Origin of the sequence: Pseudoduganella aquatica (genome assembly GCF_020865585.1) — a bacterium.
Taxonomy (GTDB): Bacteria; Pseudomonadota; Gammaproteobacteria; order Burkholderiales; family Burkholderiaceae_D; genus Rugamonas; species Rugamonas aquatica_A.
On sequence record NZ_CP086370.1, the window covers coordinates 3,849,556 to 3,870,284 of the forward strand.

Below are 20,729 nucleotides of genomic sequence, written 5' to 3' on the forward strand. Positions count from 1 at the left end.
AGACTTGAATGAAACGACTGCTGCTCGCCCTTGCCACCGCCGCCAGCCTGGGCCTGGGTCTGCCTTTGCCTGCTGCCGCGCTGGACCCGGCCACCACCACCGCCAGTGATCAGAACTATCTGGCGCGCGTGCCTTACCAGACCTATTTCGCCGACTACCTCGCGCTGCGCAAAGGCCGCGAGGCCGAAATCATCTTCATTGGCGACTCGATCACCGAGCAGTTCCGCTGGGGCTCGGGCGCCTCGGTCTGGAACCGCCGCTTTGAGCAGCGCGCCTTCGACTTCGGCCTGGGCGCGGACCGCACGCAGCATGTGCTGTGGCGCCTGGATAATTTCGACCTGTCCTTCCTGAAGCCCAAGGTGGCGGTCATCATGATCGGCACCAACAACGTCAACAACGAGGCGGAAGACACCGCCGCCGGCATCAAGGCCGTGATTGCGGCCACGCAGAAGAAGTTCGCCGGCGTGAAGGTGGTGGTGGTCAGTATATTGCCGAACTCCCGCGCCGAGCAGCGCATGGCCGAGGTGAACAAGCTGGTTGCGCCGCTGGCGGACAACAAGACCATCTGGTATCTGAACCTGGCTGCGCGCTTTACGCCGGAAGGCGACAACTGGAAGGGGCTGAGCGGCGACAAGCTGCACCTCACCACCGCCGGCTACACCATGTGGGCGGATGAGCTGGAAGCCTTGCTGGCCGTGGTGCAGAAATAGTATGACGAACTTTGCATCCCGCCCGACGGTCATTGCCGCGTGCCTGGCGATGGGGTTCGGGCCGGCGCTGGCGCAGACGGCGGAGAAGCCGGTGGTGACCATCAAGAAGGATGTTTCGCCGGTGAAGCCGCCGGAGCCGCCTGCCACCCCGGCCCCCGCCGCCCCGCCTGAAGAAGCGGACGTTCCCAGCGTGGTGGTGGCGGCCGAGCGCCCCACCAACCGGATAGACCGGCAGGTGTATGACGTCAAGTCCGACGTGGGCAGCAGCAACGGCTCGGCGGCGGATGCACTGAACAGCGTGCCGTCGGTTGCAGTGGACCCGGACGGCTCGGTCACGCTGCGCGGCAGCTCGAATGTGCAGATCCTCATCGACGGCAAGCCTTCGGCCATGATGCAGGGCGATAACCGGGGCGCGTCGCTGAACGCCATCCCGGCCGAGGATATCGAATCGGTGGAGGTCATCAACAACCCCGGCGCGCAGTTCGGCAACGAGGCGGGCGGCGGTCCTATCATCAACCTGGTGATGCGGCGCTCGCGCCGGCCGGGCGGCTTTGGCGTCATCAACGCCAACGGCGGCACGGCAGGCCGCTACAACTCCGCCGTTTCGGGCACCTATAACTCCGGCGTTTTCGGTTTCCAGGGCGGCTTCAATGTGCGCCACGACGGCCGCGCTTCCACCAACGAGACGGTGCGCGACCGCATTGATAGCCTGTCAGGCGGCATGGTGCACAGCACCCAGTTCGGCAGCATGTCCGGCCTGAGCAACAACAAAGGCGGAAACGGCGGCATCACTTACAACATCGGCGCCAAGGACACCCTGGCCGCCAGCATGTCCTTCCAGATCCGGGACAACGACCAAAGTTCGCAGGACCGCTACCAGCGCTACGCCGCGGCGGGCGCCGTGGACAGCGACTACACGCGCAGCACGCATCGCGGCGGCGAAGCCCGCAACTACGGCTGGGGCGCGCGCTGGGAGCACAAAGGCAGCATAGACGGCGAAAGCATGAAGGTCGACCTGCGCGTCACGTCGGCGGACAACACCTTCAACAACGCCTACCAGAACGTCTACGCCATCACGCCGGTCGGCGCGCTGGACCAGAAGAGCTATCAGGACAACGTGACCGGCAACCGCATCGTCGACTTCACGGGCGACTACGAGCTGCCGGTGGACCGCGCCATGATCAAACTGGGCTACAAGGTGGCGGACAACCGCAGCGACTTCGACACGCTGTACACCAGCGTGGATCCGGTTTCGCATCAGCCCTACGTCAACGTGCAGCGCTCGAACCGCTTCCACCTGGATGAAAAGAACCTGGCGGTGTACGGCTCCTACCAGACCCGCCTGAACGACAAATGGGGTGTGCTGGGCGGCCTGCGCATAGAGCATACGGACCTGGACGTTGAGCAGCTGACCAGCCATGTCAGCGCGGCCAACAGCTATACCAGCTACATTCCCAGCGCCTACGCGACTTATAAATGGTCCGACGATACCAATCTGCGCTTCAGCTACGCGCACCGGCTGCGCAGGCCGAACGCGAACGAGCTCAATCCTTTTGTGATCTACCGGGACGAGTACAACGTCTCGGCCGGTAATCCGCACCTGAGCCCGACCAAGACCGATTCCTTCGAGGTCGGCTACGAGACCCGTATCGCCGGCATGGAAACGAATCTGCGCGCCTACCACCGCAGGGACAGCGACTCCATCCTGATACGCCGCTACTTCATCAGCGACACGGTGCTGCTGACCACACCCGCGAATGGAGGCCGCAGCAATGCGAGCGGGCTGGAATTTACTGTGCACGGGAAGATCACGCCCGCCCTGTCCGTCAACGCGAGCGGCAATCTGGGACACACGGAACAGGACCTGGTGGATATATACGGCTTCACATCGACGCGCACCGCGTCTTCGCTGAGCGGGCGCTTGCGGCTGAACTATAAGGCCACGCCGGACGATGATCTGCAGGCGGCCGTGCAAACAATGGGCCGCCAGCTGATAGGCCAGGGCATGCGCCAGCCCAATACCACGGTCAATTTCAGCATGCGCCATGCGTTCACGCCAAAACTGTCGCTGGTGCTGAACGTGACGGATGCGTTTGACGCCAACCGCATCGAGACCATCACCGATACGGCGTCGTTGAAGGAAAACAGCATACGCCGCTCCGACGGACGAATAGTGTATGTGGGCTTGTCCTATCGTTTGGGCGGATTCACGCCGGGACCGGGTTCTATCATGCGGCAGGGTGGCGGCCAGGGACAGGGCCAGCGGGGCTCTGGAGGCGGTGGGCGCTGACTGGGCTGGCGGGTTACGCTACGCTAACCCGCCCTACGGGAGCGCCATTTTATTTTGCGGCGGCCTTCTCGGCTTCGCTGGACCATACTTTCATGGTCTGCACCGCGAGCAGCTTGCAGCCTGCGGGCGTGTTCACATAGGTGCGCATGAACTGGTAGCGGTTGCTGCGCCAGGTTTTGCCGTCCGCATTCCACGCTTCCACCGTGCTCTGGCCGCGCAGCACCACGGTGTCGCCCAGCGACTGCGCCTGCACGCCGCTGGTGGTGCGGGATTTGGGTACGGTGGCGGCCTTCTTCGCGCGCGCCACCACAGCCGCTTTGTCGTCGATGGACGAGACCAGGTTGTGGACCCAGACGAAATCATCCGCCAGATAGTTTTCAACGAAGGCCGCGTCGTTGACGCGCGTGGCCTCCTCGTATTGCGAGTCCCGCGCGATCAGGTCCGCAGCGGGCAAACAGGATGCGCCTTGCGCGGCAAACGGCAAGGCGGCGGAGAGCAGTAGCATCAGAGTGGATTTCATACGGCTATTTTATCAGCTGGTAGACCTTGAAATCGCTGATTTCCTGCCTGGAGTGCGTGGTGCGGAAACCGAAATGTCCGCTGCGCAGCGGCTCGGGATCCCGGTAGGTGAAGTACGGCTCGCCGTCCACCAGGATGCGCGTGCAGCCCTGGTACACAGCAATGTCGATCTGGTATTCGCGGTTGGGCAGCAGCAGGTGCTCGCTGTCCGCCAGGTCGCCCAGCAGCACGCGCTGCCCTTTGCCGTCGTATTTGCGGAAGCGCGTGGTGGTGTTGGTGTTGCCGCCCATGCCCATGTAGTAAAGGCTCAGCGCGTCGTATTGCGCAAACGTGCCGTCGCGCGTGAACAGGTTGACGTTGCGCGGATCGCTGGCCATCCAGAACTGGTTCAGGTCCGACAGGCGGTCGTTGGCGCCGCCTGCCATCAGCATTTTGCGGCGGTAGCTGATCTGGATGTCGCCCGAAAGCCTGGGTTTGAACCAGACCGTGGCGTCGCCCGCCAGGTCCATGGTCAGCTTGCCGCCGGCTGCGGTGATGCTGGAGCCCGGCGCGGCGCGGTACTCGGCAACCCACTGCGACAGATCCTTGTCGAAGCCGTCCGAATGGAGCAGCGCGCCGGGCCTGCCCCAGCTGCCGCACTCCTGGGCATGCGCTGCCGGGATGGTGCACAGGATGGACAGCGCGGCCAGCGCCAGTGCGGGCACCGTGGCCCGCGCGGCGGCGCGCATCATTGCTTGCCCTTGGCCGGAGAACCGGACTGGCCCTCCACAGCCTTGCCCTGCGGGGACAGGTAAGGCGCGGCCGGATTGCGCGGCAGGCCGTTCAGCGCGGCGATCACGCTGCGGGCGTTGAACTGCGCGCCGGCGTCGTTGGTGTGGGTGCGGGCGTCCGAGAAATGGCTGGCCACTTCGGCCGCGCCGATCTGGCGGTAGCCGTCGCTGACCACCATCGTGAGGTCCACAAATTGCGCGCCGCCTGCCGCCGCCACTTCGGCATCCCACTGCGCGAAGGTGGCGAAGTCGCGGCCCTGCTCCCAGGCGTCCTTGTGAGGCACGGGCGACAGCAGCACAACCGAAGCGCCCTTCGCTTTTGCGTCGGCCACGTATTTGGCCATATACCAGCCGAAGGTGTGCACCTGCTCCTTGGTGCCGTCCGGCTTCGTGTCTTCCACGGTTTCCGGGCCGGTGCCCTTGCCGGACGCCCTGCCCTTCATGGCCGGATCGCCGATGCGGCCGCCGTCGTTGTGGCCGAACTGGATCAGCACCACGTCGCCCGCCTTCATCTGGCCCAGCACTTTGTCCCAGCGGCCTTCGGTGAGGAAGGTGCGGCTGCTGCGGCCGCCGATGGCGTGGTTCACCACATTGACCTTGCTGGTGTCAAAGTACGGCGCGATGCGCTCGCCCCAGCCGAAGGCGCCATTGGTTCCGCCGCTGCGCACAGTGGAGTCGCCGACGATAAAGACGTTGGGAAGCGCTGCGTCGCGCGGCACGTCGCCGCGTATTTTGGCGCCGTCCACCACAGGGCGGTCGTCCTCCGCAGGCGCGATATCGGCGGCCTTTGCGGCCAGCGCGGACTGCAGCACCGGCAGGCGCAGCGCTTTCAGGCCGGACACCACCAGGCGCGCGTTCAGCTCCGCGCCGGCCAGGTTGGTGTGCACGCGTTCATCCGGCGTCACCAGCGGGAACAGCTTCATCACCGCGTCGCGGCCCAATTCGTCGTACTTGCGGGCCGCGAGTTCGTTCAGATCGATAAAGCCCACGCGCTCCTGGCGCGCCACTTCGGCCGCCCAGCCGGCGTAGTCGCCCTTGCCGCGTCCGACCTTGCCGTCCGCATCCCACATCTTGCGCGGAATGGGCGAGCAGACGATGGGGGTTGCGCCTTTTGCACGGATGGCAGCGATGTACTGGCGCAGATACCAGCCGTAGCTGTGCACCGTTTCGTGCTTCCCGGTGAGCATATTGTCGATTTCCTGGCTTTCCTCGCCCACGCCTTTGATGGTGCCGCGTGCGCGGCTGTTGTCGTTGACGGCGCTGGAGTCGTTATGCCCGAACTGCATCACCACCACGTCGCCCGCCTTCACGAATGGCAGGGTGCGCTCCCAGTGGCCGCCGCTGATGTAGGTACGGCTGCTCAAGCCGCCGATGGCGCGGTTGACGACGTTGATCTTGTTCGCATCGAAGTAGGCAGCGATGGGATTGCCCCAGCCCCACTGCCCTTCGGCGCCCTTGCCCTGGCCATCGTCGCGGCCATTGCGCACCGTAGAGTCGCCGATCAGTATCAGCGACGGCAAGGCCGCGTTGGCCGGTTCGGGCAACTGCGGGCGTGCCTGCGCGGGATCGGTGTTGACGGCGGCCGGTAACTGAGCCGGTGCGGCCGGAGTATTCTGGGCGGAGGCCGATGCTGCGACGCAGCAGGCCAGGATGGAAGCGGCGCGCCCCAGCGCCTTCAGGAATGGTTTCATAGGGACGATTTTATGCCATGAATTTCGCTCTCCTCGCGTGGCTTGCAAAGAATCAGGAAGATGAGCAATTCAGCTGTGAAAATGCGCACACAATCGGAACCCCGCAACCTGAAATCATCCAGATATGAAAACCAGATTCCTCATGCCTACCGTGGCCGCCATCATGATGGCTTGCGCCTTCAGCGGTACGGCGCACGCGCAGATCGGCAAGCGCTTCCCGTCCGAGCGCAAGGTCGTGAAAGACCCCGTCACCGGCACCATGCTCACCTTCCTGACCAGCAAACCGCATGGGGATTCCAAAATCTATCCCACCCATCCGCAATGGACGTCGGACGGCAAATGGGTGGTGTTCCGGTCTCGCCTCGCGGGCGGCGAGGCATTGGCGGTGAACGAACAGACCGGCGACATCGTCCAGGTGAGCGAAGGCGGCTACACCGGCATGCTGAACCTGGCGCGCAAGGCGATGAAGCTGTACTTCATGCGCCCGGACAGCACCAAGGGCCGGCTGCAGATCGTGGAAGTGGACCTGGCCCGCCTGTTCGCGGACAGCGCGGCGGGCACGATGAAGGCCGCAAGCGAATACCAGCGCGTCGCCGGCATCACGCCGCTGGGCATGGAAGCCGGCGGCGACATGGCGCTGGACGCGGATGAAGAATGGGCCTACTTCCGCGTTGGCAAAGACGAGGCAAGCAAGCACCTTGCGCCTGGCGTGAAGCCGGAGCAGCCTTTCGGTCCGCGCGGCATGGGCGCTGGTCCCAACGGCATCGCGCGCATGAACGTGAAGACGGGCGAGATCAAGCACGTGGTGTCCGTGCCGTTCCAGATCGGCCATATCCAGGCCAATTTATTCAATCCGGGCGAGATCGTGTTCTGCTGGGAGACCGGCGGCAAGTCGCCGCAGCGCACCTGGACCGTGAAGGCCGACGGCTCGGGCCTGCGCCCGCTGTACCCCGAAGCGCCGTATGAGTGGGTGACGCACGAAGCGGTGATTTCGAAGGATGAAGTGGCGATGGCCATCATGGGCCACCGCAAGATTCCCGAAGGCGCAGGCGGCGTGGGCGCCCCGGCAACCGACGTGGGCGGCGCCAATCCTGGCCAGGACGCGGCATGGGGACCAAGCGGCACGCGCGAAAAGCCGAGCGGCCTGGCTATCGTCAACCTGCGCACGCGCGAAATGACCATCGCCGGCCAAACGCCGTCCGGCAGCGGCTTGTGGCATGTGCACGGTTCCTCCGACGGACGCTGGGCGGTGGGCGACGATTTCAGCCGCAGCGTCTACCTGATCGACCGCAAGACGCGCGAGATGATCACGCTGACCACCGGCCACAAGGACACCGCCGCAGACCATCCGCACCCTACTTTCAATGCGGACGGCACCAAGATCGAGATCCAGTCCGCCATGCTGTCCGAGGACGGCCGCACGATGAATATCTGCATCGTGCCGGTGCCGGAGGAATGGCTGAAGCGGAAGTAACCGCCCTAGTCGAGCTGCGTCAGCGTTACGCGGCGCAGCTCGTAAGGCGCGCTTTCGAGCTGGAAGCCGATGCGGCCGGACGACGGCGTGGCCTTGGTCACCTTGTTCTGCACCACGCCGTTGATGGTCACCTCCACCGTGCCGTCGCGGCTGACGATGTCGGCGCTGTTCCACTCGCCAGCAGGCAGTTCGCTGTCCGCGGCCATGTGGGCCTTGATAATGGGCGCAGTGCCGGCCGCGCTGGTTGGCGGTTCTTCGAAAGAGTAGTCCGCCATCGGCAGCAGGTCGCCCACGCTGCCGTTCTTGGTCTGGACTTGCAGGCTTAGCGGCCACACGCGGTCCATGGGGCCGGGGCTGATGTGCAGCAGCACGCCGCCGTTGCCCGGCTTGCCGCTCCAGCGCCATTCCACGTGCAGCTTGTAGTTGCGGTAGCTGGCGGTGGTGACCAGGAAGCCGGCCGGCTTGCCGGTGGACGCGACCACGCCGCCCGGCAGCATGGTAAACACGCTTTCCAGCGGCGCGGCGGGCGTGGTTTGCAGCTCCCAGCCAGTGAAGTCCTTGCCGTTGAAAAGGTCCACGGCGCCGGCCTGGCCGGCCAGCAGCAAGCCTGCAACGCAGGCGGTCCACAATTTGCTCACTCTAAAATCCTTCATCTGATACGCTCTCCAATACCATGAAAAAACTCATACTTGCCACAATGATCAGTTGCATCTCGGCGCTGGCCTGCGCCAATCCTGTTATTCCGCTATGGCCGGAAGGCGTGCCGGGAGCGCGCGCCAATATCGGCGCGGAACAGCTCAAGGAGGGACGCATATCCAATGTCAGCGAACCGACGCTCACCCTGGTGGGGCCTGCGGTCGACCGGCCGAACGGCACAGCCGTCATCATATGCCCTGGCGGCGGTTATGTGCGGCTTTCCGCAGACCGGGAAGGCACGCAGTACGCCAATTGGCTGTCCGGGCTGGGCGTGACGACCTTTGTCCTGAAATACCGGATGCAGGAATTCGGCCATCCGGCGCCGCTTCAGGACGTGCTGCGCGCTGTGCGCATGGTGCGTTCGCGCGCCAAGGAATTCGGCATTGACCCGGCGCGCATCGGCGTGATGGGCAGCTCGGCGGGCGGGCACCTGGCGGCCAGCGCGGGCACGCTGTTCGACTTGCCTGCGGGCCGCACCGGGGCGGCGCTGGACGGCACCAGCGGGCGGCCGGACTTTTTGATGCTGATGTATCCCGTCATTACCATGGACCCGGCGGCCGCGCATATGGGTTCGCGCGTGGCGCTGCTGGGGAAGTCGCCGTCGGCCGAGCTGGTGGCGCAGATGTCGCTGGAGAAGCAGGTCACCGCCGCCACGCCGCCCACGCTGCTGATCCACACGCAGGAGGACCAGGCCGTGCCGGTTGAGAACAGCATCCTGTTCTACCAGGCGTTGACCAAGGCCAAGGTGCCGGCGGAGATGTATCTGTTCGAGCATGGCGGGCATGGGATGGGCATGAAGGACGGGCTGGGGACTTCGTCCGACTGGCCACGGCGCGCGGAGGAATGGCTGCGCACGCGGGGGCTTTTGTCGAAGCGATAGGCGGCTCTCGGCGGGTTACGCGGAGCTAACCCGCCCTACGCGGCGCAGGCATTACCGGGAATGGCGGATTGCGTGTGGGTTGCGCGGCGCATGCATTACCGAAAATGGCGGACTGCGTGTGGGTTACGCGGCGCATGCATTACCGGGAATGGCGGATTGCGTGTGCGTTACGCTGCGCATACATTACCGAGAATGGCGGATTGCGTAGGGCGGGTTAGCGACAGCGTAACCCGCCGGCTCCGTCACGCAAAGTGGAACATCTGCTCCAGCGGCCACTCTCGCGGCCGGTTGCCCGGCTCCACTTCCATCAGGTCCGCCATGTAATCCCACCAGCGCTTCATCACCTCCTTCTGCGGCAGCTCGGCGATCTTGTTGTCCGGCCAGAGCTTCAGCACAGCGAACAGGTGCAGCGTTTCCTCGTCCAGGAAAATCGAGTAGTCGTAGATGCCGGCGTCACGCAGCGCGCGCGCCAGGTCCGGCCACAGTTCGTCGTGGCGGCGGCGGTATTCCTCCACCGTGCCCGGTTTGAGTTTCATGCGGAAGGCGCGCGAGGTCATTTTTTAGCCACCATTTTCTTGAGTTCCGACGCGGCCAGCAAGAAGCCGCCCACACCGTAGTTATAGCTGGACGCAGGCCGGTAGAACGCCGGTTCCGCACCGGTCTGCTGGATGCCGCCCAGGCGGCCGTCGGCGTACACGTTTTTCAGCAAGCCCGCCCAGGCGCGCTCGATCACCGGGCGGTAGGTCTTCTCGTCCAGGTAGCCCCGGTTTACGCCGTAGGCCATGCCGTAGACGAACAGCGCGGAGCCGGAGGTTTCAGGGAGCGGATACGTGGCCGGGTCCAGCAGGCCGGCGTGCCACAGGCCGTCCGGTCCCTGGATTTTCGCCACGGCCGCCGACATCTCGCGCAGCTGCTGGATGTAGAACGGCCGCTTCGGATCGTCCGCAGGAATGAGGTCTATGCTGCGCGCCAGGCCGCCCAGCACCCAGCCTTCGCCGCGCGACCAGAAGATCCTCTTGCCGTTCGGTTCAGTCTTGCCCACGTAGCTCGCGTCGCGCGCGTACAGGTGCTCCTGCTTGTCGTACAGCAGATCGTAAGTGTTCTGCCATTGCGTATGCACATAGTCCAGGTACTTGCGGTCGCCGGTAGCCTTGTACATCTTCAGCCACACCGGCGGCGCCATGAACAGCGCGTCGCACCACCACCACGGCAAGCGGTCATCGCCGGGCTTGAGCGTTTTCAGGTTGATCAGGATGTCCAGCTGGGTGCGGGTGGCGGCCAGTTTTTCAGGCGTGGGGTCCAGCGCGTACAGCTCCAGGTAGGTCTGCGCAACGCTGATGTCGTCCGCGTTGGGGTATGGCGTGCGCAGTTCCCAGTTGAAGCCCTTGGCCATGGTCAGCATGGCGTCGCGGTATTTGGCGTCGCCGGTCGCTTCGCTGGCGGCCATGAAGCCGGTGAACAGCACGGCCGAGGTCCAGATCTTGTCCAGGTGGCGCATGGTGCGCTCCAGCTGCCAGTCCGCCACTTTGCGCAAGGCCTTGTCGATGGCCGCAGTCTGCAGGGCCGGAGACAGGTCGGTCGCCAGCGGGCCGCCGTCAACGGGCGCATCGCCGAATTTGCGGTTGGTGTCCTTGTCCACGATGGCTTGCTGCGCCGGCGTGGGCAGCGGGTAGTTCTGCTGCGACGAGGCCAGGCCAAAGGCCAGGCTCAGCGAGATGAAAAGTGCGGTCTTCTTAAACATTAGGTCTTGTCCTGTTCTTCAAAGCTTTTCTTCGATGGGTCTTCCTTGGGCTTGGCCACGCCCACAACGGTGCTGCCCGCAGGCAGGCCTCGCACGGCGGCGCCGTCTTCCACCTCGACCGGTGCGCCCAGTGCCAGTTTCACGTCGCTGAACTGCCAGTCTTTCACGTCGTGGATAAAGCCGCCCTGCTTGGCTTGAATGTCCACGTTCTTCAGGCTGAAACGCTCCAGCGGCACTTCCTTGTAGCCGCTCACTTCAAACGCCGTGGTGGCGCCGGTGGCCTTGATGTTCCAGATGCTCACGTCGTGGAAGTAGGCGCGGCCTTTTTCCTTGGGCACCGGCGTGGCCAGCACTTTCCAGTACGGCGGATAGTCCTTGATCTCCGGCGGAATGGTGGCGTAGCTGTAGCTCGGGTTCCAGTTCATGGTGATGCGCATGACGACCGGGATGTCCGTCATCTTGAAGTCGTGCAGGCGCAGGTTTTCTCCGAAGCCGCCACGGGTGTGCGCGGACTTGAACAGGATGCCGACCGGTACATTGCCCACCACGGTGATGTTGTAGGCTTCGATGTTGCGGAAGCCGCCCGCCGTCTCGCTGCCGAAGGTCACGCCAGCCGCGCCGTCGCGCACGATGGAGTCGCGTATCACTACGTCCTCGGTGGTGCGTGCCACGCGCTGGCCGTCGGAGTCGCGTCCGGCTTTCAGGCACAAGGCGTCGTCATTGACGGCGATGTCGGCGTTCTGCACCAGGATGCGCTTGGACGAGTCGATATCGATGCCGTCCGTGGAGGGGCCACGGCCGCCTTCATTGTTGCGGATGACAACGCCGTCCACGGTGATGTCGGTGGAATAGCAGATGTGCAGCGTCCAGAAGCCGGAGCGGCGCAGCAGCAGGCCGCCACCAACTTTGACGTGGGACGAATTGAACACCTGCACCAGGCGCGGGCGCTGCGCATCGTAGTCCGAAGCCCAGCGCAGGCCGCGCGGTTCGTATTCCTTGCGCAGGGTCCAGTAGCTGTCCCAGAAGATTTTGCCGTCGCCGTCGATGGTGCCTTCGCCTTCAATGACGGCGTTCTTCTGCTCGTAGACGTTCACCAGCGCGGCCGGCCAGCTCATCTCGATGCCCGCGATACGGGTGGGCATGACGGGATAGTCCTTGATGTTCTGCGAGCCGAGGATGGTGGCGCCCTTCCCCACGTTGAGCGTAACGCCGCTCTTGACGAAGATGGAGCCGCTCAGATAAGTCCCGGCCGGGAACACTACGCGCCCGCCGTCCTTGGCCGCGGCATCGATGGCGGCCTGGATGGCCTTGGTGTTCATGGTCGTTCCGTCGCCTTTGGCGCCGTACTTGTCCACGCTGTAGTCCTTGGCGCCGGCGACCGACATGGCCAGGGCCAGCACGGCGGCCAGCGCGGCCTGTATCCACTTCACTTGCATGGTGCTCCTCATTTGATTTGATCGGACAGCAGGCGCACAGGGCCGAGCATGCCGGACGGCTTGGGCTCGATCAGGTGGGTGTCCTGCGGGACGAAGCGCTGGCCGTAGCGTGCGGACAGCAGCCGGTAGTCCGGACGCTCCTGGCCCGCCAGGCCGTTCAGGGCCAGGTTGGCGACACGCACTTCGATGCGGTTGCTGCCTGCTTTCAGCCACTGCGTTACATCGAGCTGGTAAGGCGGCTTCCACACGGAGCCTGCGCGCGCGCCGTTGATGTAGACCACGGCCGCTTCACGCACAGGGCTTTCCAGCATGGCGCGCATGCCTGCCGGGACTTTGGGCGTGCTTTCCAGCGCCGTGCCGGGACCGAAGTCCAGCGTGACGCGGGCGTTCGCTGCGGGCGCCGTTGCCAGCGTGACGTCCTTGGTGTAGACGCCCTCGCCGGAGTAGTAGCGGGTTGCGGCCGTATCGGTCCACGAGCGCAGTTCGGCGATGGCTTGCGGCTGGGCGCCGGCAAAGGCAAGCTGCCAGTCGCGGCTCAGGTCAGCCAGTACCGAGGCTGTGCCCGCACCGGCGGCGGCCACGCTGCTGCCGGCGCCGGGCGCCGTGGCCTGGGCCGCATCGGACAGCACGAGCACGCGGGACTCGTAAGGCGCCAGGATCAGCGCGAAGCCGGGCTTCACGCTGGTCGGTGTGGTCTTGCCGTCCTGCGGGTTCCACCAGGCCGCCGAGCGGCGCGTGGCGCGCAGGGTTGCGGTGGTGCGCACTTCGCGGTTGCTGGTGTTGGCGATGAAGTAGATGTCGCCATCGGCCAGCTTGCGGCGGATGAAGCCCACGTCGGACTGGCCGGACGCCAGGCGCAGGTCGCCCGGCAGCGCCTTCTTCAGCGCCGCGCCCACGGCTGCGTCGTCCGCCACTACCTGCACTTGCGCGCCGGAGGCGAACAAGGCTTTCGAGGCCGCCGCCACCTGGCCGCCGATGTGCGCGGCGTCGGCATAGCCCGGCGCCAGCGAAGGCTTGCCTCCGACGGCGATGATCTTGCCGCCGCCGCGCACGTAGGCCTGCAGCTTGGCCAGTACTTCCGGCGCCAGCCGCGTTACATGCGGCAGCACCAGCACAGGATGCTTCACACCCAGCGCGAGGATGGATTCGGCGTCCACGTAGTCCAGGTTGTGGCCAGCGTCGAGTATCTGCTCGGTCAGCAGCGGCGTAACGTGTTTGTGCATTTCGGCCGACAGCGATACCTTGCCCGGCGTGAGCGCGGCATAGACGTCGTCGTTCGGCAGCAGCACCGCCACTTCATTGGCCGGCTGCCCCTGGCGCAGCAGATAGCTGGTGCGCTGCAGATAGGCGTTCACATCCGGCATGACGTTCCACCAGGGCTGGTGGTCGTTGAACACGGCGGCGGCGTAGAAGGAGTAGCCCGGCTCCTGCGCGCCCGGCGGCGTGTACGGCCAGCCGTGGCCGACGAACTGGTTCACGCCCTGCAGCAGCATGCGGTCCGCTTCCACCTTCATGTCCAGCGGCGTGGCGCTGAAGGCGGGCGAATTGAGCCAGGTCCAGGTCTCGGCGGAGACCACGGGACGGTTGTACAAATGGCCTGCCGAGGTGGCAAGGCGGGTGAAGGAGAAGCTGCGGAACTGCGGCCCCTCGCCTTCCGGCAGCGCCACCAGGCGGTTGCTGGACATGGAGACCGCAGGCTCGCCGTAAGTCTGCGAGCGGAACTGCGTGCGGTGGGCGGTGGCCCAGTCGTTTACCGGCGTGAGATAGCGCTCGTTGACCAGTTCCGTCTGCGTGAGCGCCCAGTCGTGGCGCACGGCGGCGGCGTCCGGCCCCTGGCCGCTGTAGACGGCAGGCAGGTGCGGCTTCAGGTCGTAGCCGCGCCGGCGCTGGAACTCCGCCAAAAAGTCGCCGGTCCAGTCGGTGCCGTAGACTTCCAGGCTGTCCGAGAACACCGCGTATGGCGGCTTGTCGCCAAAGGCTTTCAGCAGCGGCTCGGCCACCGTATTCAGGTGATGGTCGATGGCGGTGCGGCTCAAGTGGTCGAGCACAAAACCTTCCGCGCCCAGTGCGGCGCGCTTGACCTGCTGGCCGGTGCGGCTGGCGATGTAGTGCACCGCCACGCGGGCTTGCGCTGCGGGTTCCACGGCGGCACGGCCGGTGGCGGAAGACTTGGCGTCCAGCAGGCGCAGCTTGGTGGCGTCGTACTGCTTGTCGCTGCCCTCTCCCACAAAGGCGGCCACCAGGCTTTCGCCGCTCATGACCGACGGCAGCGCGTAGGATGCGGCGCCTGCCGGAATGGCGACTGCCGCCACGCGCATGCGGCTGGCGGCTTCCGTTACGGGGACGTTGGGGCCGCCGTAGGGCCAGCCGCTGGCCAGCGTCATGTCAACGCGCAGCTTCTGCTCATGGGCTTTGACGTTGACGAAGCTGACGGCGTCAAGGAATTCGGGGGAAAGATAGGGAACGTTGCGGATGCCGCGCGCGGGGTCATCCAGTTCCATGGGGTAGACGGGCTGGATTTCAAAACCGCCGAAACCGCCCTGCTTCATGGCCTGCATTTCGCGTTCCAGCTGGGTTTTGACCACGTTCGGGCCAAACCACCACCAGCGCACCAGGGCTTTGGCGTCGTCCGGCGGGACGGCCAGCCTGGCCGCCACGTCGGCGAGCCGGTCGGAGCGCACCGGCGCCGGCGGCACGTAGGCCGCAGCGGCGCCGGCCGCACCAGCAGCGCCCCCGCCGGAGGCCAGCGCCCCGCTGGCGGCCAGCGCCGCCACCGTAGCGGCGAGCCATGTTGAGGAAATGTTACGCGTAGCCGCCGTCCTGCGCATGGTGCGCTTGCTCATCGATAGGCTCCGGCGGACGTTTAAACGATGCCGCTGCTGCTGGCGCCTGCCTTTGCCGGACGTGCTTCAGCCGCTTTCTCACGGTAGCCGGAGGCGCGGTAGCAGGCAACCGGATCAATGGCGCCGCCCGAACGCAGGCGGGCCATGGCCAGGATGGCGCTGACGTCGGTGCGGTAGGCCTGCTTGAGCGCCTGCGCCGATTGCAGCGCGTCGTTGCTTTCCTGGTACTGCTTGAGCGCCGCGCGGTCCACCAGCGCTGCCTGCACTGCTGCGCGCTGCACTTCGGCGGCGCTGTTCATCAGGCTTTCAATCGGATCGGTCACGTTGTGCGACTGGTCCAGCATGTAGGCCGGGTTGAAGCCGGCGCCGTCGCGCTGCTCGGCGTCCGCCAGTTCATTGAAGACCAGGAACAGCTGGAACGGATTGATGCTGCCCGAATCCAGGTCGTCGTCGCCGTATTTGCTGTCGTTGAAGTGGAAACCACCCAGCTTGCCGAACTGCGCCAGGCGCGCCACGATCATTTCGATATTGGTGTTCGGCGCGTGGTGGCCCAGGTCGACCAGGCATTTCGCTTTCGGGCCGAGCTGCTGGGCGCAGGCGAAGCTGGTGCCCCAGTCGGCGATGGTGGTGGCGTAGAACGCAGGCTCGAACAGCTTGTGCTCGATGTACATCTGCCAGTCGTCCGGCAGCGCCGCGTAGATGCCGCGCGCGCTGTCCAGGTAGCGTTCCAGCGCGCCGCGCAGGTTGTGCTGGCCGGGGAAGTTGGCGCCGTCGCCCACCCACACGGTCAGGCCTTTCGAGCCGAGCGCCTTGCCCAGTTCGATGCATTCGATATTGTGCGCTACCGCTTGCGCGCGGGTAGCCGCGTCCTGCGACGTCAGGCTGCCGTATTTGTAGCTGTGTTCCTGGCCCTGCTGGTCCTGGAAGGTGTTCGAGTTGACCGCATCGAAGCCCAGGCCGTAGCCTTCTGCCTGCTGGCGCAGCGCGCTCGGGTCGGTGGTTTTATCCCATGGGAAGTGCAGCGACACGCTGGGCGTGGCGCGCGTGAGCTGATGGATCACGCCGCAGTCTTCCATTTTCTCAAACACGTTGCGCGGCTCGCCCTTGCCAGGGAAGCGCGCGAAACGGGTGCCGCCGGTGCCCACGCCCCAGCTCGGGAGCGCCACGGCAAAACGCTGCGCGGCGGCGGTCAGTTTTTCGATGTCCTGGCCACGGCGGGCCAGCACGCCGGCCAGCGCGTCGTAGTCGGCCTGCAGGTTCGCTTGCAGTTTTGCGTTGTGTTCGGCCACGCGGCCAGCGTCGATCAAAGTGCTCATTCCAGTCTCCATCTGTTCTTCTGAAGGCTGGCATGCGGCGCATGCCAGCCGAGTTGCTTAGCGCCTGGCGCTTATCGAGTAAAGGCGGCGGCGTTGCCGGCATCCACGTTCAGGATGTTGCCCGTGCTCTTGCCTGCCTTGTCGCTCGACAGGAAGTACACCGCTTCCGCGATATCTTCCGGCAGCACGCTCAGTTTCAGCATGCTGCGCTGGCGGTAGAAGTCTTCCACGTCGTCCGCGCCGATTTTATTCGACTGGGCGCGTTCCTGCTTCCATTTTCCGTCCCAGATGCGGGAGCCGCGTATCACCGCGTCCGGATTGACCACGTTGACGCGGATGCCGTGCGGCGCGCCTTCCAGCGCAATGCAGCGCGCCAGGTGGATTTCGGCCGCCTTGGCGGTGCAGTAGGCGGAAGCGCCGGCCGATGCCACCAGGCCGTTTTTCGACGCCACGAACACCATGCTGCCGCCCAGTTTCTGCTGCTTCATGATGCGGAAGGCGGCGCGGCTGGCCAGGAAGTAGCCGGTCACCAGGATGTCCTGGTTGCGGTTCCAGATTTCCAGCGTGGTCTCGTCCAGCGGCGCCGACGAGGCGATGCCGGCGTTGGAGATCAGCAGGTCGATGCCGCCGAAACGCAGCGCCGAGGCGTTGATCACGTCTTCCACCGCCTGCTCGCTGGTGATGTTGGCGACGATACTGCCTACGCTGTCCTTGCCTGCGGCCTTGGCCAGGTCCTTGTGCGCCTGTTCCAGGGCTTCAGGGTCGATATCGGTCAGCATGACGCAAGCGCCTTCCTGCAGCAGCTGGCGTGCAACCGCCTGGCCGATGCCGCCGGCGCCGCCGGTGACCAGCGCAATGCGGCCGGCCAGGCTTTTCGGTTTCGGCATGCGCTGCAGTTTCGCTTCTTCCAGCAGCCAGTATTCGATGTCGAAGGCTTCTTGCTCAGGCAGGCCGACGTAGGTGTCCACGCCGTTCGCGCCGCGCATCACGTTGATGGCGTTGACATAGAACTCGCCGGCGATGCGGGCGGTGGCCTTGTCTTTGGCGAAGGACAGCATGCCCACGCCTGGAATCAGGTAAATGATCGGATTGGCGTCGCGCACGGCCGGGCTGTTGTCGTGCTTGCAGCGCTCGTGGTAGGCGCGGTAGTCGGCGCGGTAGGCTTCCAGGCGTTCATCCAGGCCGGCCACCAGGCCGTCGAAGTCCGGCTTGGCCGGGTCGAAGTCGATCACGAATGGACGGATCTTGGTGCGCAGGAAGTGGTCCGGGCAGGACGTGCCCAGCGCGGCCAGCGGCTCCAGGTCTTTGCTGCAGACGAATTCCAGCACGGCGTCGCTGTCGTCGAAGTGGCCCAGTTTGTACTCGTCCTGGCTGATCTTGCCGCGCAGGATAGGCATCAGCTTCGCGGCCAGCGCGGAACGCTCTTCCGCCGCCAGCGCAGTGGTGCCGGCGCCGCCGAATACCGGCTGCTTGACGTTGGCTGCCAGCCACTCTTCGGCGCGCTTGATGATGTTCAGCGTGGTCTCGTAGCAGCTCTTGGCGGTGTCGCCCCAGGTGAACAGGCCGTGGCCTTCCAGGATGATGCCTTTCAGCTGCGGCTGCGATTTCGACAGCGCTTCCAGTTTCAGGCCCAGGTCGTAGCCTGGACGCTGCCATGGCAGCCAGCCCAGTTCGCCTTCGAACACTTTGGCGGTGATGGCTTCGCTGTTCTTGCAGGCCGCGATGGCGATGCAGGAGTCCGGGTGCATGTGGTCGACGTGCTTGCGGTCGATGTAGGCGTGCAGCGGGGTGTCGATACTGGCGGCGCGCGGGTTCAGGTTGAAGGTGCAGTGTGGCAGATAAGCCACCATCTCATCTTCCAGCGCCAGGCCGCGGTAGCGCTGCTTGAGCGCTTGCAGCTTGTCCATGTACAGCGTGGAGAAACCGTCGATCTTGATACTGCCCAGGTCGCCGCCCGAGCCTTTCACCCACAGCACTTCCACTTGTTCGCCGCTGAGCGGGTCGGCCATCATGACCTTGGCGGAAGTGTTGCCGCCACCGAAATTGGTGATGCGCAGGTCCGAACCCAACAGGTTGGAGCGGTACAGCAACAGTTCAGGCTCGCTCATGGCGGCCGCCGCGCTGTCGTTCCAAAGGGAAGCGATCGGTTCTTTCTGCTTCGGGTCTTTCATTTGCTGATCTCCGTTGTTGGGTATGTGTGCTGATTTTTTGCCGCAGGGGCAACTGCAATCAGTAGAAATCAGCGGGGTATGGAGTGTCAATGCGCAAGCAATCAACATGATGACTAAGAACGAAATAATCATATCGTTGATTGGAACGCGCAGTTAATGCTGCAATGCGGCGGAAATAATCAATTAATTGAGCAGAGCTTGATTGACTGGTCAGACCAAAATGATTAGTCTCTATCGTTAATAAAGTGATCACCTGGCACTACCGGCGGCGAAATCCTCCGGCACGACTTGAGTAGACACAAAACAAGAGGAGACAGAAATGGTAAATCACAAGCGCCGTAAACGTTTGTTGAAGCTGCTCGCCGAACATAATACGGCTAGCGTGCCTCAACTGGTCGAGTGGCTCAACGCCTCGCCTGCTACTGTCCGCAGGGACATCAGCTGGCTGGCCGGCCGCAATCTGCTCACCCGCACACGGGGTGGTGCAACCAATCTGCAACAGAAAAAGCGCGGGTTCCCGCTCACCAGCGAAACCTTCCAGAACAACATCCAGTGCTACGCCGAACGCAAACGCGCCATTGCGCGCTATGCGGCAGGCATGTGCACCGAGGGCGAAACCATCATCATCAACGGTGGCACCACCACTTTCATGATGGCCGAGTTCCTGGTTGACCAGCATCTCAAGATCCTGACCAATTCCTTCCTGATGGCTGAGCGTTTGCTCATTTCGAGCGAGAACGAGATCATCCTGCCGGGCGGCAAGGTGTACCGTGAGCAGAACGTGATCCTGAGCCCCTTCGACAACGACATCACCCAGCACCACTACGCGGCCAAGATGTTCATGAGCGTGTATGGCTTGTCGCTGCTGGGATTGATGGAGGCGGACCCGCTGCTGATCCAGGCCGAGAAGCGATTGATCAGCCAGGCCGAAGAATTGATCGTTCTGGCCGACAGCTCCAAGTTCCAGAAGAAGGCCGGCCTGATCCTGTGCGGCCTGAACCGCGTCTCCACCGTGATCACCGACACCCACGCTTCCGATTCGGCCGTGCAGCTGATGGAGCAGTCGGGCATCCGCGTGGTGACCGTGGAGCCGGAGGCCATGCCGCCGCAAATGAACACCCCTAACTACAACCCAGGGTACGACTTCCAGTCCGCAGCCCTGTTCCAATCGGAGACCTCGCATTGAAGCTCAAGAAACTCGCAATCGCGGCGCTGGCCGCAAGCATGCTCGTCGCCTTTGCTGGCTGTGAAAAGAAGCAGGAAAAGGTACGCATCGCCATGGTGGTGAAGAATCTGGGCAACGGCTTCTTCGACGCGGCCCACGCCGGCGCCAACGAGGCGGCGGCGCAGCTCAAGGATGTGGAGATCATCTACACCGGACCGACCACGCCCAGCGCCGAAGGCCAGATCGAAATCGTCAATTCGCTGATCAGCCAGAAGGTCAGCGCCATTGTGATCTCGGCCAACGACCCTGATGCGCTGGTGCCGATCGCCAAGAAGGCCATGGCGCGCGGCATCAAGGTGATCTCCTTCGACAGCGGCCTGTCGCAGGAAGGCCGCCTGATGCAGCTGAACCCGTCCAATGCGGCGCTGATCGGCCAGAAGCAGATCCAGATGGCGTCGGACGCCATCGGCGGCGCCGGCGAGATCGCCATCCTGTCCGCTTCCGCGCAGGCCACCAACCAGAACATCTGGATCAATGTGATGAAGTCCGAGCTGGCCAAGCCGGAATTCGCCAGGCTGAAACTGGTGGCCACCGTGTACGGCGACGACCAGTCGGACAAGAGCTACCGCGAAGCGATCGGCCTGCTGCGCAGCAATCCGGGCCTGAAAGCCATCATCGCGCCGACCACCGTGGGCATCAACGCGGCCAGCAAGGCCGTGGTGGACGAGCACCTGGTGGGCAAAGTGTTCGTGACCGGCCTGGGGCTGCCGTCCGAAATGGCGGGCCACGTCAAGAGCGGCGCGGTGCGCGAGTTCGCCATCTGGAACCCGATCGACCTGGGCTACGCCGCCACCTACGCAGCGTATGACTTTGTCAAAGGCGCTCCGAATGCCAAGGCAGGCGGCTCGGTTTCGGCCGGCCGCATGGGCACCATTGCGATAGACGCGAACGGCGAAGCGGCCATGGGCGCACCGTTCACCTACAACAAAGAGAACGTCGACAAGTTCTCCAAAATCTTCTGACGCGG

Annotated in this window: 16 protein-coding genes; 6 read left to right on the plus strand and 10 right to left on the minus strand. The window is 64.5% G+C overall.

Features of this window, described 5'->3' with window-relative positions:
- Window positions 1–8: 8 nt before the first annotated feature.
- Window positions 9–710 carry a GDSL-type esterase/lipase family protein gene (locus KT882_RS17195; RefSeq protein WP_228892678.1) on the plus strand — a complete coding sequence of 234 codons (702 nt, stop codon included), beginning with the start codon at window positions 9–11 and terminating at the stop codon, window positions 708–710.
- A gap of 1 nt (window position 711) precedes the next feature.
- Window positions 712–3,000 (plus strand): TonB-dependent receptor domain-containing protein, encoded by a 2,289-nt coding sequence (locus KT882_RS17200; protein ID WP_228892680.1) that lies wholly within the window; start codon window positions 712–714, stop codon window positions 2,998–3,000.
- A 49-nt stretch (window positions 3,001–3,049) separates the two neighbouring features.
- Here the strand turns inward: KT882_RS17200 and KT882_RS17205 are convergent, their stop codons facing one another.
- From KT882_RS17205 to KT882_RS17215, 3 genes are read right to left on the minus strand one after another with little or no spacing between them, the layout of a single operon-like run.
- Window positions 3,050–3,520, minus strand: coding sequence for a nuclear transport factor 2 family protein (locus KT882_RS17205; RefSeq protein ID WP_228892681.1), 471 nt, complete (start codon window positions 3,518–3,520; stop codon window positions 3,050–3,052).
- Between the two features lie 4 nt (window positions 3,521–3,524).
- Window positions 3,525–4,250, minus strand: coding sequence for a DUF6250 domain-containing protein (locus KT882_RS17210; protein WP_228892682.1), 726 nt, complete (start codon window positions 4,248–4,250; stop codon window positions 3,525–3,527).
- The gene (locus tag KT882_RS17215; RefSeq protein WP_228892684.1) at window positions 4,247–5,980 is read right to left on the minus strand and encodes a rhamnogalacturonan acetylesterase; all 1,734 of its coding nucleotides are present in this window, start codon (window positions 5,978–5,980) and stop codon (window positions 4,247–4,249) included. Before KT882_RS17215 ends, KT882_RS17210 begins: the two co-directional genes overlap by 4 nt.
- Window positions 5,981–6,104: 124 nt before the next feature.
- Here KT882_RS17215 and KT882_RS17220 point away from each other — a divergent pair, with 124 nt between their 5' ends.
- Window positions 6,105–7,454 carry an oligogalacturonate lyase family protein gene (locus KT882_RS17220; protein ID WP_228892685.1) on the plus strand — a complete coding sequence of 450 codons (1,350 nt, stop codon included), beginning with the start codon at window positions 6,105–6,107 and terminating at the stop codon, window positions 7,452–7,454.
- A 5-nt stretch (window positions 7,455–7,459) separates the two neighbouring features.
- Here KT882_RS17220 and KT882_RS17225 read toward each other — a convergent pair whose 3' ends face one another.
- On the minus strand, window positions 7,460–8,092 hold the full coding sequence (locus tag KT882_RS17225) for a 3-keto-disaccharide hydrolase (protein ID WP_228892686.1): 633 nt from the start codon (window positions 8,090–8,092) through the stop codon (window positions 7,460–7,462).
- A 59-nt stretch (window positions 8,093–8,151) separates the two neighbouring features.
- On the opposite strand from KT882_RS17225, the gene KT882_RS17230 reads away from it, so the two are divergent.
- Window positions 8,152–9,030, plus strand: a complete 879-nt coding sequence (locus tag KT882_RS17230) for an alpha/beta hydrolase (RefSeq protein WP_228892687.1) — start codon at window positions 8,152–8,154, stop codon at window positions 9,028–9,030.
- A gap of 242 nt (window positions 9,031–9,272) precedes the next feature.
- Here the strand turns inward: KT882_RS17230 and KT882_RS17235 are convergent, their stop codons facing one another.
- From KT882_RS17235 to KT882_RS17260, 6 genes are all read right to left on the minus strand, one after another.
- Entirely contained in the window at window positions 9,273–9,587 is a 315-nt protein-coding gene (locus KT882_RS17235; protein WP_161072965.1) for an L-rhamnose mutarotase, read from the minus strand.
- Window positions 9,584–10,771: a glycoside hydrolase family 88/105 protein gene (locus tag KT882_RS17240; RefSeq protein ID WP_228892688.1), complete on the minus strand. Its 1,188-nt coding sequence runs from the start codon at window positions 10,769–10,771 to the stop codon at window positions 9,584–9,586. The genes KT882_RS17235 and KT882_RS17240 overlap by 4 nt, the downstream gene beginning before the upstream one ends.
- The gene (locus KT882_RS17245; protein WP_228892689.1) at window positions 10,771–12,207 is read right to left on the minus strand and encodes a glycoside hydrolase family 28 protein; all 1,437 of its coding nucleotides are present in this window, start codon (window positions 12,205–12,207) and stop codon (window positions 10,771–10,773) included. Before KT882_RS17245 ends, KT882_RS17240 begins: the two co-directional genes overlap by 1 nt.
- An 8-nt stretch (window positions 12,208–12,215) precedes the next feature.
- Window positions 12,216–15,050: a glycosyl hydrolase gene (locus KT882_RS17250; protein ID WP_228892690.1), complete on the minus strand. Its 2,835-nt coding sequence runs from the start codon at window positions 15,048–15,050 to the stop codon at window positions 12,216–12,218.
- 20 nt (window positions 15,051–15,070) lie between these two features.
- A complete protein-coding gene (rhaI, locus tag KT882_RS17255) occupies window positions 15,071–16,366 on the minus strand; it encodes an L-rhamnose catabolism isomerase (RefSeq protein ID WP_161072968.1) in 1,296 nt (431 codons plus the stop codon).
- Between the two features lie 71 nt (window positions 16,367–16,437).
- On the minus strand, window positions 16,438–18,537 hold the full coding sequence (locus KT882_RS17260) for a bifunctional rhamnulose-1-phosphate aldolase/short-chain dehydrogenase (protein WP_161072969.1): 2,100 nt from the start codon (window positions 18,535–18,537) through the stop codon (window positions 16,438–16,440).
- Window positions 18,538–18,856: 319 nt separating this feature from the next.
- On the opposite strand from KT882_RS17260, the gene KT882_RS17265 reads away from it, so the two are divergent.
- Window positions 18,857–19,723, plus strand: coding sequence for a DeoR/GlpR family DNA-binding transcription regulator (locus tag KT882_RS17265; RefSeq protein WP_161072970.1), 867 nt, complete (start codon window positions 18,857–18,859; stop codon window positions 19,721–19,723).
- Window positions 19,720–20,724 carry a rhamnose ABC transporter substrate-binding protein gene (gene rhaS, locus KT882_RS17270; protein ID WP_228892692.1) on the plus strand — a complete coding sequence of 335 codons (1,005 nt, stop codon included), beginning with the start codon at window positions 19,720–19,722 and terminating at the stop codon, window positions 20,722–20,724. Before KT882_RS17265 ends, rhaS begins: the two co-directional genes overlap by 4 nt.
- The last annotated feature ends 5 nt before the right edge of the window (window positions 20,725–20,729 follow it).